This window comes from Actinoplanes sp. NPDC049599 (genome assembly GCF_044465625.1).
GTDB lineage: Bacteria > Actinomycetota > Actinomycetes > Mycobacteriales > Micromonosporaceae > Actinoplanes.
The window spans coordinates 409,443-422,694 of the sequence record NZ_JBITLX010000001.1 but is presented as its reverse complement, the minus strand read 5'-3'; the positions used below and the strand labels follow the sequence as shown (position 1 = coordinate 422,694).

General features: G+C 72.4%; 7 protein-coding genes. 3 read left to right on the top strand and 4 right to left on the bottom strand.

Annotated elements, in window-relative coordinates; all coding sequences use genetic code 11:
- From ACIBQZ_RS01900 to ACIBQZ_RS01890, 3 genes are all read right to left on the bottom strand, one after another.
- Positions 1-2,156: DUF5682 family protein (locus ACIBQZ_RS01900; protein ID WP_396086558.1), on the bottom strand; the 2,156-nt coding region annotated here is incomplete at its 3' end.
- A 3-nt stretch (positions 2,157-2,159) separates the two neighbouring features.
- On the bottom strand, positions 2,160-3,281 hold the full coding sequence (locus tag ACIBQZ_RS01895; protein WP_396086557.1) for an AAA family ATPase: 1,122 nt from the start codon (positions 3,279-3,281) through the stop codon (positions 2,160-2,162).
- Positions 3,278-6,889 (bottom strand): DUF4132 domain-containing protein, encoded by a 3,612-nt coding sequence (locus ACIBQZ_RS01890; protein ID WP_396086556.1) that lies wholly within the window; start codon positions 6,887-6,889, stop codon positions 3,278-3,280. Before ACIBQZ_RS01890 ends, ACIBQZ_RS01895 begins: the two co-directional genes overlap by 4 nt.
- A gap of 40 nt (positions 6,890-6,929) precedes the next feature.
- Between ACIBQZ_RS01890 and ACIBQZ_RS01885 the strand changes: the two genes are divergently transcribed.
- Positions 6,930-7,355: an NUDIX domain-containing protein gene (locus tag ACIBQZ_RS01885; protein ID WP_396086555.1), complete on the top strand. Its 426-nt coding sequence runs from the start codon at positions 6,930-6,932 to the stop codon at positions 7,353-7,355.
- An 80-nt stretch (positions 7,356-7,435) separates the two neighbouring features.
- Here the strand turns inward: ACIBQZ_RS01885 and ACIBQZ_RS01880 are convergent, their stop codons facing one another.
- Positions 7,436-9,358, bottom strand: a complete 1,923-nt coding sequence (locus tag ACIBQZ_RS01880) for a hypothetical protein (protein ID WP_396086554.1) — start codon at positions 9,356-9,358, stop codon at positions 7,436-7,438.
- A gap of 127 nt (positions 9,359-9,485) precedes the next feature.
- Here ACIBQZ_RS01880 and ACIBQZ_RS01875 point away from each other — a divergent pair, with 127 nt between their 5' ends.
- A complete protein-coding gene (locus ACIBQZ_RS01875) occupies positions 9,486-10,106 on the top strand; it encodes an L-threonylcarbamoyladenylate synthase (protein WP_396086553.1) in 621 nt (206 codons plus the stop codon).
- A gap of 25 nt (positions 10,107-10,131) precedes the next feature.
- Complete coding sequence (gene ileS, locus ACIBQZ_RS01870; protein ID WP_396086552.1) at positions 10,132-13,251, top strand: isoleucine--tRNA ligase; 3,120 nt, start codon at positions 10,132-10,134, stop codon at positions 13,249-13,251.
- The last annotated feature ends 1 nt before the right edge of the window (position 13,252 follow it).

Genomic DNA, 13,252 nt, shown 5'->3' with positions numbered 1-13,252 from the left:
TCGGGAGCCGGGTCCGGCAGCTGCACGGCCCCGCGCACCGCGTCGGGAGCCGGGTCCGGCAGCTGCAGGGCCCCACGCACAGCATCGGGAGCCGGGTCCGGCAGCTGCACGGCCCCGCGCACCGCGTCGGGAGCCGGGTCCGGCAGCTGCAGGGCCCCACGCACAGCATCGGGAGCCGGGTCCCGCAGCTGCACGGCCCCGCGCACCGCGTCGGGGTCCGCCGGGTCCGGGGAATCGGTCACTACCTGGTCGGCCGCTGCCGGGTCCGGCGGCTGCAGCGCCCAGCGCAAGCCGAACGCGGCCCCGCGCAGGTCGGGTGGCGCCTCGCTGTCGGCCGACAGGCGTGCGGCCACTTCGAGCGCGGCCGCGAGATCCAACTCGAGAGCCGGGCGGGTGTACCGCAGGGCGTCGCGGCATGCCGCGAGGGCGCCGATCCGGCCCAGGTCGGCCGATGCGGATCGGCCGTGCACGCCCTCGGCCAGCCACAGGACGCGCCGGACCGATGCGACGATCACCACCCCGAGGGTTGCGCTGTGGGCCGTGCCCAGGATCCGGTCGTGCCGCCACATGGTGAGCACCACCGCGAGCATCCGGCCGAGTGCGCCGAGGTCGGGGGCCGCCGCGACGGTCGCCTCGATAGCGGAGAGAGCCTGCTCGGACACGTCGCTCGTGCCGGACAGCGCGGCGTCGAACAGCACCGCCGCGAGCAGGTCCACGTCGCGGCCGGCCTGGGTTGCCCGTTCGGCGAGGGCCGCGGTGCAGGCGTCGCCGAGGGTCGTGCCGTATGCACCGGCTTCGATGAACGCGGTGAGCCGGGCGGGGTCGGGCCGGAGCGTCCAGCGTTCGCGGAGGACCGGGTCGAGGCCCGTGGTGGGGCCGGAGTCGCGGTGGAAACCGGGCACGGCCAGGATGCGGACCTGGTGCAGCACCTGGCTGCGGGTCCGGTCGGCCGCGACGGTCAGGTCCAGGTCGAGGTCGGTCGGGACGTCCAGGCCGAGTCGTTCGAGCTCGGCGTCGGCGTGATGCACCAGGGGCGGCGCGGGCGTGCCGGGGTGCAGGCGGCCGACGCGCGTGCCGCTGAGCGCGGCGACCATCTCGACCACGACCGGGTGGCTTCCGGTCCGGAGCGTGCCCCGGGCCGCCCACGGCAGGGGCACGTCCAAAGCCTCGTTGACCAGCGCAGCTGCCAGTCCGTCGAGCACGTCCGTCCGGGACGGGTGCCGGTGGCCGCGCACGGTGGCCAGCCCCTCGGCGGTGGCACGGGCGGCGATGAGGTCTGCGGTGGACACCGGCTGCTTGCGGTTGCGCAGCCGGCCCGCCACCGACTCGGTGAGATGCCGCGCCGCCGCCTGCGGTCCCGACTCCCACAACTCCTGGTAGTAGCCGGGCGACGGCATGCCGGACTGGTAGCCGTCGAAGGCGTCCAGCCGCCGGAACGAATACGGCACGAGGAAACTGCCCCCGACCGCGTCCGGCGGCAGGGCCGGCACCTCGGGCCACCCGATGGTCGCGGGAGCGGCGGCGAGGGCGGACACCAGGGCGGCGCGGTGGAAGCCGCCGGTCACCACCACCACCGGTTGGTCGCCCGCCGCCTTCGCCGCGGCGTGGACCCATGACGCCATGTACGTTTCGCGGGCGGTGTCCGATTCGCCGGCTGCTGACTCTCCGCGTACCAGATCGAAGTAGAGCGCGAGACGCTCCGCCAGGTCTTGCTCCGGGGCGATCTCGAAGAGGTGGTCCCACAGCACGTCCACGTTGTCCACGTCGAAGCTGCCGCACAGCCTTTCCATCACCTCGGCGTAGCGCAGTTCGGCGTCCGCGTAGCGGTTGCTGCGGCCGGCGAAGGCCGGGTGCCAGGCGGGCAGGTCGATGAACTTCAGCTCCGCGCCCGCCGCTCGGCCGTGGGTGAGCGCCACCCACTCCGGCGAGTACGCGCAGAACGGCGCCCAGGACCCGTGCCGGCGTTCGCCGTCGCGGTAGCTGCTGAACACCGCGATCGGGAGTTCGTGGCCGAGCAGGAGTTCGCCGATCCGGTCGTTGAGGTCTGCCGGCCCCTCGATCAGGACGTAGGCCGGCCGCAGGGTGTCGATCGTGGCCGCGACGAGGCGGGCGCAGGCCGGGCTGTGGTGGCGGACCCCGATGAACGTGACCGTCACAGCTCAGCCCGGCAGCAGGTGGCGGGCGTTGTGCAGGGCCTGCCACTGGTCGCCGCCGCGCCACGTGACCTGCTGGGCCAGATAGCGGCGGAGCTTCGCCAGGTCTTCCGGGTTGTCCTTGGCCGCCGTGCCGGCCAGGCAGGACACCAGGTCCTCGGCGGTGCCGGGCTCGCCGCGCAGGAACCAGCCGCGCAGGCCGATCGCGTGCGCGACGGAGACCGCTTCCGCGGTGCTCATCACCGCGGACAGCCGGTCCATCGAGTCACCGCGCGCGGTCTCGCCGGTGCGCAGCTCGCGGAACGTGGTGACCAGCACCTCGAGGACGTCGCGCCGCGGTTCGGCGGTGACCCCGGAACGCCGCAGCAGAGCGGACGCCTCGGCCTCGACCAGCGCCAGTTCCGTGCCGAAGTCGGCGATCGGGAAGACCGTCTCGAAGTTGAAGCGCCGCTTGAGCGCCGAGCTCATGTCGTTGACACCACGGTCGCGGGTGTTGGCCGTGGCGATGATGTTGAAGCCGTCGCGGGCGAAGACCATCGCCTCCGGGCCGGTCAGCTCCGGGATCGCCAGGACGCGATCGGACAGCTGGGACAGCAGGCAGTCCTGGACCTCGAGCGGGCAGCGGGTGATCTCCTCGAAGCGGACCGTCCGGCCCTCGGCCATGCCGCGCAGCATCGGTGCGGGCACCAGCGAACGCGGGGACGGCCCGTCGGCGACGAGCAGCGCGTAGTTCCACGAGTAGCGGATCTGGTCCTCGGTGGTGGCGGCGCCGCCCTGGATGGTGAGGGTGGAGTCGCCGCTGACCGCGGCGGCCAGCAGCTCGGACAGCAGCGACTTCGCCGTGCCGGGCTCGCCGACCAGCATCAGCCCGCGACTGGTCGCGAGGGTGATGAGGGCGCGGTCGATCAGCGACGGGTCCCCGACGAACTTGCGGCTGATGCCCAGTTTGCTGTCGCCGACCACGAAGCGGCGGGCGGCCTGCACGCTGAGCGCCCAGCCCGGCGGCCGCTCGGCGGTGTCGGCCGCGTGCAGCCGGGCGAGCTCGTCGGCATAGCGGACCTCGGCCGGGGGCCGCTGCACCCGGTCGGCCGGCTCGGTGACCTCAACAACCGATCGGGGGCGGCTCATGCGGTCAGCTCCGTCAGGTCGCGGATGATTTCCGAGGCTGCCACCGGGTCCAGCCGGCCCAGGGGCAGGTGGCCTTCCGTGGTGCGCTGCCAGCGGCTTGCGGTGCCGTCGGTCACGATGATCGCCTCCAGTTTCTGTTCGGGGAAGACGTCCATCGCGCCGACCGCGATGCCCGGGTCCAGCTCGATCATGACCTGTTGCTGCGGGCCGAGGTCCAGTTCGATGCGGCTCTGCATACCGGCATCCTGCGGGGTCTCGCGGCGCCAGCCCTTGCGTTCCAGGCCGATCACCCGGCCGGTCGGCACCGTCATGCCCTCGAAGCGGGTCAGCCGGGCGGTGGTGGCCTCCTCGGCGGTCAGGGTGAAGGTTTCCCGGCCGAGCTGGGCGAACGGTTGCAGGATCTCGTAGTCGGCGAAGACCTCGACCCAGCCGGCCAGGCTGTCGCCCAGGTGCAGCGGGTGAGCCACCCCGACGGTCACGTCGTCGGCCAGCGGCGCCTCGTCGTCGTGCACGTCGGAGAACGACCTGTCCTCGGCCACCCGGAGCGCGCCGGTCGGCTTGCCGGTCTTGTCGTAGGTCGCCCAGACCAGGCGGCGCACGATGTGCCAGAGCAGCGGGTGGGCCACGAAGAGCTGCCGGAACTCCGTGCCGCTCCAGCGCCGGCCGGTGACCATCGCGCGTTCGAGGCGGCGGATCTGGTCGGCGGCGACCGTGCGGACGTCCTTCTTGAGCGCCGCGAACTGCTTGAAGGCCGCCGGGGCCAGGTCGGCGTCGTCGCGGGTGCCCGGCTTCGGCAGGGCCTTGAGGCGCTTGCCCGCACCGTCCGCCACGTACGGGCGGAGCTGCTCGTCGAAGCCGACCGTGAACTGACGGCTCCCGTAATCCAGCACCATGCTGCCGGCCGCGTCCAGCCCGAACTGGGGCACCAGCCGGTCGGCGAGCTGGTCGGCGGTGAGCCCCAGCGTCGCCGCCACCTCGTCCATCTTCTGACCGGCGGCCGCCTTGAGCCCCTTGAACTTCGCGCGCTGGGCGATGCCGTGCAGGTGCATCAGGGCGACGTCGGTGCCGATCCGGGCCAGGACCTGCACGCCGGTGACCGCCTTGGCGTGACCGCCCTCGCCGGGCCAGGCCAGGATCAGCGGGGTCAGCCGGCGGACGGTCTCGTCGTCGCCGGCCACGCCGAGGACGTCGAGGATCCAGCCCTCCTTGCTGTCGCCGCCCGAGTGCTGCCAGCCCTGGAACAGCCCCCAGGCGAACTCGGCGAGACTTTCCGGCTCGCAGGCCTGCCGGATCACGTCCACGCCGGCGTACGGGGCGCTGGTGCGGCCCAGCGCGAGCACCAGCACCAGGTTGCCGATCGTCTCGGCGGGCAGGGCGCCGGCGCCGTCGCGCAGCAGCACCGGCGGCAGCAGCCCCGGCGTGATCCAGACGGGCAGCACCGGCAGCTTCACCGGCAGCACGGACAGCGGATCGGTGTCGAGCAACGCCTGGATGGCTTCCGCCGCGGCGGGGCCGTAGCTCTGCGCGGCGGCCCGCACCGCGTCGGTGTGCCCGCCGGCGTGCAGGGCGAGCAGCGCCTGCTCGGCCTGGCGGCGCGGGACGCCGGGCTTGTCGAGCGCGGGCGGCACCAGCGCCCGGGCGGCCGCGGCGGCATGCCGTAGCAGCCAGCTGAGCGCGATTTCGCGGACTTTCTTGAGGCGGGCGTACGCGTCGGCCATCAGCACCGCGATCTCCGGCGCGGCGAACGGCAGCAGCACCTGGGTGATCTCCGCAGGCTGGCGCCGGGCCAGGTCGAGCACCGTCGGGAGCGCGTCGGTGCCGAACCGGGCGGCGACCACCCGCAGCCACGAACCGGCCTGCCAGGTCTCCTGGATCCGCCAGGTCGCCAGCACCGGGCGGGCGACCTCCTCGGGCGCCTCGGCGAAGAATTCGGCGGGCTCGTACCAGGAGGCCTTGCCGGAGGCGATCCGCTTGGCGGTCTTCCGCCAGTCCTGGGCGCCCTCGCCGTACTTGACGTATGCGGTCTGCTGCCAGGCCTCGCGTTCCCCGTCGAGCCAGCTGACCGACGGCGGGTCGGTGCAGGCGAGTCCCGGGATGACCACGGGCTTGGCGGCCTGCTTGGCGCGCAGCCACGGCGGGTCGACCAGCAGCGGCGGCACGGCCGAGAGCGGCGCCGGCACGACCGCCGCGGCCTGGTCGCGGATCGTCTGCACCCGTTGCCGGGCCTCGGCGCCGAGCGTGGGCAGCACCTGCTCGACCACCGCCGGATGGGCGAGCGCGTGGGCGCGCAGCAACGCGGCGAGCGCGGGCTTGGCCGCACTCTCGGCGAGGATCCGCAGCGCCCGCGCCGGGAACCGGCCGGCGGCCTCGAGCAGGGCGGGCGCGACGTACTTGACGTCGATGCGCTGCACCAGCCCGCGCAGCACGTCGTCGCTGGGCAGGGCGGACAGCACGGACAGCAGCCGGCGCTGGCCGTCGGCGTAACCGATGTCGTCGAACCAGTGGAACAGGGCCGGCGCCGCGCCGACGCCCACGCCGTCGCAGACGGTGGCCGGTATCCCGAGGGCCCCGGCCGCGGCATAGCCGCTGACGATCTGCCCGAGCGCGGTCACCTGGGCCTCGGTGCCGGCGGCGGTCAGCAGCATCGACGCCCGCCATTCGTCGTGGTCGGCGACCGCGGCGTCGACGTCCTCGGCGACCCAGTCGGACCGGCCGGGCACCAGCACGGCGGTCGCGGCGCGGGCGTAGGCGCCGGCCGCCCGGTACGAGGTGAGCGCCTCGACGACCTCGGCGTGCTCGTCGTCGGAGGCGGCCGCGAGGGCGGCGCGGACCCGCAGGGCGATGAGCACCGCCGGGTCGGACTGCCGGCCGTGATGGGTCTCCCCGGCGCGGATGAACCGCAGGCCGAACCGCTGGTCGCGGCTGGAATACGCGCCGGGCGGGAGGCCGTCGTCGAACTTCAGGCGCACCATCTCGACGGCGGCCTCGGCGGCGAAACGCAGGCCCCGCTCGACGATCCAGAGGTCGGCGAAGACGGCGATCTTGTCGGTGATGTCCCAGTTGCCGAGCGTCGAGGCCTTGGCGACGGCGGCGGCGCCGACCGGGGCGGCCCGCGGATCGCCGGCGCGCCAGGCCTCGGCCGCCTGGGCCACGGCCGGGTCGGTGGTCGGCGCCTGGAGACTGTTGGTGACGATGCCGGGACGCCGGCCCACCTGCTCGTCGGCGAGCGTGCGCGCCTTGGGGTTGGCCACGAACCGGCCGACCTCGCTGCTCCCCCGGCGGACATGACGATGCCGGTGCCAGGCAGCCGGGAACACGAACACATCCTCATCAGGAGGAGGTGACGCGGGAGGCGCGGCTGCCGGGGCCGGTGTGCGGGAGGGGGACGCCGGTGCGGTTGTCGCGGCCGTCTCGCCGTACCCCTTGCGGGTTTTCTCCGCGATCAGCTTGAGCTCGTGCGCCTCGGCCTCGGCCACCGAGCCGAAGGTTTTGACCTTGGTCTGACCGGTCGTGCCGACGCGCCCCCACCGGACCGTGACCTCGGTGCCGTCCTGACCGATCTCCCAGAATTTCGCCGAGGCGCCGTCGACGAACTCAAAGCTCCGCATGGCGAGGCACGTTAGCGATCCGGTACGACAAAATCACGCCATGACGAGACCGGTGCTGGGTGTGGGGTTGATCCTGGTCGATCCGAGCGGGCGGGTGCTGCTCGGCCGCCGCACGGCGGCGGGCGAGGAACCGACCTGGTGCCTGCCCGGCGGGCACGTCGAGGGCGGCGAGACGATCGAGCAGGCGGCGGCGCGGGAGGCGGCCGAGGAGGCGGGCATCGACGGGACGCGACCCGACGTCATCGCCATCGGCGTGCGCACGGCCGGCAGCGGGGTGACCGCCGCGGCCGTGGCGACCTGGCCCGGCACCCCGCCGCGCGCCCTGGAACCGGAGGTCCTGAACGACTGGGGCTGGTACGCCCCGGACGCCCTGCCGGAGCCGCTGTACCCACCGTCGGCGATGAGCCTCACGGTCTGGCGCGGCCTGCCCCCGCCGGACGGCTGGCGGGTCTATCCCGTCGGCTGAGCGCCGCGCTCGGCCGCGGGCACCCAGGGGCGCGGCCCGGCTCCCCTGAAGCGCACGGGAGCCGGGCCGCGCCGGAACAACTACGGCTGACTGCGCGGGCTGTCCGGCGCCAGCGTGTCGATGAACTCGTGCGGGTCGTGCACCTCGGTGGTCCGGCGCGCGGCGTCGGCCTCGGCCTTCAGCGCCTTCGCCGCGCCGGCCGGGTCGACCCCGGCCTTCTTGGCGGCGGCGACGACCGCGTTGTAGGCGCCCTCGGCGAACGCGTACGCGGCCCGGTACTCGTGCCGCGCGAACGCCTTGGTGGACAGGCCCAGCAGGACGTCGGCGGCGCGCAGCTGGGCGCGCACCTTCGACGCCTTCGGGGCGGCCAGCACGTCGGCAGCCAGCCGGTTCGCGGCCTCGTGGTACGCCGCGGTCAGGAACCGGTCGCTGTTGTCCCGGTCGAACTGGCTGAAGTCCCAGTTGACGTCGATGTAGCTCATCATCGAGTTGCTCTCGTCGCCGGCGTTGGCGAAGAGGAACTCACCCTCCGGGCCGTAGTCCACCCCGGTCTCGCTGTCGTAGCCGTCGTGCGGGTGGCTCATGCCCAAGTGGTGGCCGACCTCGTGGATCTGGGTGGTGGTCAGGCCGTAGCCGGAGGCGACCACCTCGGGCGAGATGAAGCTGAACACCCCGGTCTGGGTGCCGTCGACGTAGTTGTCGTCGGCGAAGCCCAGCGCCGGCACGCCCACGCCCTCGGCCACGGCGTAGTTGAACAGCGGGATCTCGTAGTCGACCCGGCCGACGTCGTCCTTGGTGCGCTCGAGGTTCGCCCAGTTGTAGAGGTACAGGTTGGCGAACGCCGGGTAGCCGGAGCCGGGGTAGCAGCTCTCGTCGGTCAGCACCCCGAGGTAGCACTCCTCCGCCTTGGCGTCGTACGGCAGGTCCTGGTTGTCGAAGTCCAGCCGGTTGCGCCAGCGCAGCTCGGACAGCTCGTCGACGAGCAGGCCCGGGGTGATGTACTCGGTCGACGCGTCGACGCCGGGCCAGCCCTCGTAGGTGTTGCTGTCCAGGTTGAGCGACTTGGGCGGCTCGGGCGTGGGCAGCTCCACCGGGTAGAGCGGCGACGTGGTCATCAGCAGGTTCAGCGCGACGTACCGGGTGATCAGCCCGAGGTCGCCGGCCAGCGCACCCGGCGCCCGGAAGCCCCCCGCGGTGTACTCCCAGGTCGGTGGCATCCGGTAGTCCACGACGCCGTCGCCGTCGAGGTCCGGGTTGTCCACGTCGTAGTTGCTGGTCCAGGACTCGGGGCCGGCCGACAGGTCGTGGAACCAGACCCGCCGGGTGCTGCCGAGACCGGTCTCCTCGTCGTCGGCGGTGGTGCCGCCCCAGGCGATGACCTTGCGGCTGTCCCGCTCCTTGCCGAAGTCGTACCCGGTGTCGGGGTCGGGCTCGCCGATCTTGGTGTAGACGTGGAACTTGAAGTCGGAGCGGCCGTACCAGTTGATGAAGAAGATCGTGTTGCGCCGGGTGTCGACGCCGGCGGGCGGGTGGTATGCCAGCCACTTCTCCACGCTGGGCGCGTCGATGACGTTGTTGGAGGTGATGTCCTTGACGTTGCCCGCCTGCTCGTTGTAGGCGGTCTGGTACGCGGTCAGCGGCGCCGGCTTGGCCAGCTTGCCGAGCTGGGAGAAGAACTTGTCCTCGTAGGACTTGCTGCCGTAGCTGACCTGGTAGTCGTAGGTGTAGGTGATGCCGAGCTTCTCGGTCTGGCCGTAGACCAGCCGGTAGCGGACGAGCGGTTCGTATTTCTTCGGCAGGCCGGACAGGTAGGCGGCCTTACCGACCTGGTTCGGCTCGTAGCCGAGGAACACCACATTGACCGGCACCTTTTCGGTCAGCCGGGGCTGGCCGCCGGGGTGCAGGTAGGTGTAGGAGGATCTCGGTGCGGCGCCCGCTGCTCCCGCGGACGCACCCACCATTGCCGTAATCAGCGCAACGACGAGCGCGGCTCTCCGTCTCATGTGGCCACGCTGCCATCCGTCGGCCGCCCAGTAAAGATTCACGCAGGTAAAAGCATGGTTCTCCGCGCCGGGCCCGGCGGATACGGAATACCGCACCGGGCGGCACCGGGCGTTCTACGCTCTCAGGGTGGCGAAGTATTTCGACGTACATCCGGACAATCCGCAAACACGCGCCGTCTCGCAGGTGGTCCGCATCCTGCAGGACGACGGCCTGATCGCATATCCGACCGATTCCTGCTACGCCCTGGGCTGCCGGATCGGCAACGCCAAGGGCCTGGACCGGATCCGGGAGATCCGGCACCTGAGCGGCGACCACCACTTCACCCTGGTCTGCAGCGATTTCGCCCAGCTCGGGCAGTTCGTGCAGATCAACAACGCGGTCTTCCGGATGGTCAAGGCCGCGACCCCGGGCAGTTACACCTTCATCCTGCCGGCCACCCGGGAGGTGCCGCGCCGGCTGCTGCACCCCAAGAAGAAAACCGTCGGGGTACGCATCCCGGAGCACGCCGTCACCCAGGCGATCATCGCGGAACTGGGTGAGCCGCTGCTCTCCAGCACGCTGCTGCTGCCCGGCGAGGAGGAGCCGCTCACCCAGGGCTGGGAGATCAAGGAACGGCTCGACCACGCGCTGGACGGGGTGATCGACTCGGGTGAGTGCGGCACCGTGCCGACCACGGTGATCGACCTGTCCGGCGGCGAGCCGGAAATCCTTCGCGTCGGCGCCGGCGATCCGGCACGCTTCGCTTAGCCCGCGTCTCCCGAGGAGTTCAGCCATGTACCTGCCCGTGCCGGCCCAGGTTGATCTGGGTGCGCTGGATCACGAGGTGTTGCACTTCTGGCACGCCAACAGCGTGTTCCACCGCAGCCTCGAGCAGTCCGCGGGCCGCCCGGAGTGGATCTTCTACGAGGGCCCGCCGACCGCGAACGGCATGCCCGGCACGCACCACATCGAGAGCCGGGTCTTCAAGGACCTGTTCCCGCGCTACCGGACCATGAAGGGCTTCCACGTCGACCGCAAGGCCGGCTGGGACTGCCACGGCCTGCCGGTTGAGCTCGCCGTCGAGAAGGAGCTGGGCTTCACCGGCAAGCAGGACATCGAGGCGTACGGCATCGCCGAGTTCAACGCCAGGTGCCGGGAGTCCGTCACCCGGCACACGGACGCGTTCGCCGAGCTCACCCAGCGGATGGGCTACTGGGTCGACCTGGACGGCGCGTACCGGACCATGGACCCGGCCTACATCGAGTCGGTGTGGTGGTCGCTCCAGCGGATCTTCGACAAGGGGCTGCTGGTCGAGGACTTCCGGGTCGCGCCGTGGTGCCCGCGGGACCAGACCGCGCTGTCCGACCACGAGCTGGCCCAGGGCTACGAGCAGGACGTCGACCCGTCGGTCTACGTGCGCTTCCCGCTGACCTCCGGCCCGCTCGCCGGGCAGGCGTCGCTGCTGGTCTGGACCACGACGCCGTGGACGCTGGTCTCCAACACCGCCGTCGCGGTCAACCCGGAGGTCACCTACGTGGTGGCCACCGACGGCCGGGAGCGGCTGGTGGTCGCGGAGCCGCTGCTCGCGGAGGTGCTCGGCCCGTCCTGGCGGGTCGTGTCGTCGCTGCCGGGCAAGGAGCTGGAGCGGTGGACCTACCGCGCGCCGTTCGACCTGGTCGAGGTGCCGGAGGCGCACATCGTGGTGCTCGCGTCCTACGTCACCACCGACAGCGGCACCGGCCTGGTGCACCAGGCCCCCGCCTTCGGCGCGGACGACCTGACCACCTGCCGGGCCTACGGGCTGCCGATGGTCAATCCGGTACGCCCGGACGGCACGTTCGCGCCCGAGGTGCCGCTGGTCGGCGGCGTGTTCTTCAAGACCGCGGACGCCGCGCTGGTCACCGACCTGCAGAGCCGCGGCCTGCTGTTCCGCGAGGAGGCGTACGAGCACAGCTACCCGCACTGCTGGCGCTGCCACACGCCGCTCATCTACTACGCGCAGCCGTCCTGGTACGTCCGCACCACCGCGGTCCGCGACCGGATGCTCGACGAGAACGAGCAGACCAACTGGCAACCGCCCACGATCAAGCACGGCCGGTACGGCGACTGGCTCACCAACAACGTCGACTGGGCGCTGTCCCGGCAGCGCTACTGGGGCACCCCGCTGCCCATCTGGCGCTGCCCCGAGGGCCACCTGACCTGCGTCGGCTCGCTGGCCCAGCTGAGCGAGCGCACCGGCGCGGACCTGTCCGGGCTGGACCCGCACCGGCCGTTCATCGACGAGGTCACCTTCGCCTGCGACTGCGGCGCCACCGCCACCCGGGTGCCCGACGTCATCGACGCCTGGTACGACTCCGGCGCGATGCCGTTCGCCCAGTTCGGCTACCCGTACCGCAACAAGGAGCAGTTCGAGCGCACCTATCCCGCGCAGTTCATCTGCGAGGCGATCGACCAGACGCGCGGCTGGTTCTACACGCTGATGGCGATCGGCACGCTGGTGTTCGACCGGTCGGCATACCAGAACGTGGTCGTGCTGGGCCACATCGTGGCCGAGGACGGCCGCAAGATGTCCAAGCACCTGGGCAACATCCTCGAGCCGCTGCCGCTGATGGACCGGCACGGCGCCGACGCGGTGCGCTGGTTCATGGCCGCGGTCGGCTCACCCTGGTCCGCGCGCCGGATCGGGCCCACCACCCTGCAGGACGTGGTCCGCAAGACCCTGCTGACGTACTGGAACACCGCCGCCTTCCAGGCCCTGTACGGCCGCACCGCGGGCTGGACCCCGTCGGCGGCGGACCCGGCGCCGGCCGCCCGCCCGCTGCTGGACCGCTGGGTCCTGTCCGAGCTGCACACCCTGACCCGGGGCGTGGACGCGGCGCTGGCGGCGTTCGACACCCAGGAGGCCGGCAAGCTGCTGGCGGCGTTCGTCGACGACCTGTCCAACTGGTACGTGCGCCGCAGCCGCCGCCGGTTCTGGCGGGGTGACCCGGCCGCGCTGGCCACCCTGCACGAGGTGCTGACCACGGTCACGCTGCTGATGGCCCCGATCACGCCGTTCATCACCGAGAAGGTCTGGCAGCACCTGGTCGTGCCGGTGACGCCGACCGCGGCCGGGTCGGTGCACCTGGCCGCGTACCCGGTCGCCGACCCGGCGCTGATCGACCCGGCGCTCTCGGCGCAGATGGCGACCGCCCGCCGGCTGGTCGAGCTGGGCCGGGCCGCCCGGGCCGACTCGGGCATGAAGACCCGCCAGCCGCTGTCCCGGGCGCTGGCGTCGGCGCCGGGCTTCGCCGAGCTGCCCGCCGACCTGCTGGCCGAGATCGCGGCCGAGCTGAACGTGGGCGTGGTGCTCCCGGTGGGCTCCGCGGGCGACTCGCTGGTGGACACCACGGCGAAGGCCAACTTCCGGCCGCTGGGCAAGCGGTTCGGCAAGGCGGTGCAGCAGGTGGCGGCCTCGGTCGCCGGCGCGGACGCGACGGCGCTGAAGGAGTCGCTGCGGTCCACCGGCAACGCCACGGTGGTCGTGGGCGACGAGACGGTCACGCTCGGCCCGGACGAGGTGATCGTCACCGAGACGCCGCGCGAGGGCTGGGCCGTCGCGGCCGAGGCGGGCGCGACGCTCGCCCTGGACCTGCACCTGACGCCCGAGCTGCGCCGGGCCGGGCTGGCCCGGGACGCGATCCGGCTGATCCAGGAGGCCCGCAAGACCAGCGGCCTGGAGATCTCCGACCGGATCGCGCTGCGGTACGCGACGTCCCGGGACGACACCGCGGCGGCGCTCGAGGAGCACGCCGAGCTGGTCGCGGACGAGGTGCTGGCCACCGACTACGCGCCCGGGGAGCCGTCCTGGGCCGGGGCCGAGCCGTTCCATGAGGAGGCGATCGGGCTCACGTTCTGGCTCCGGAAGGCCTGAC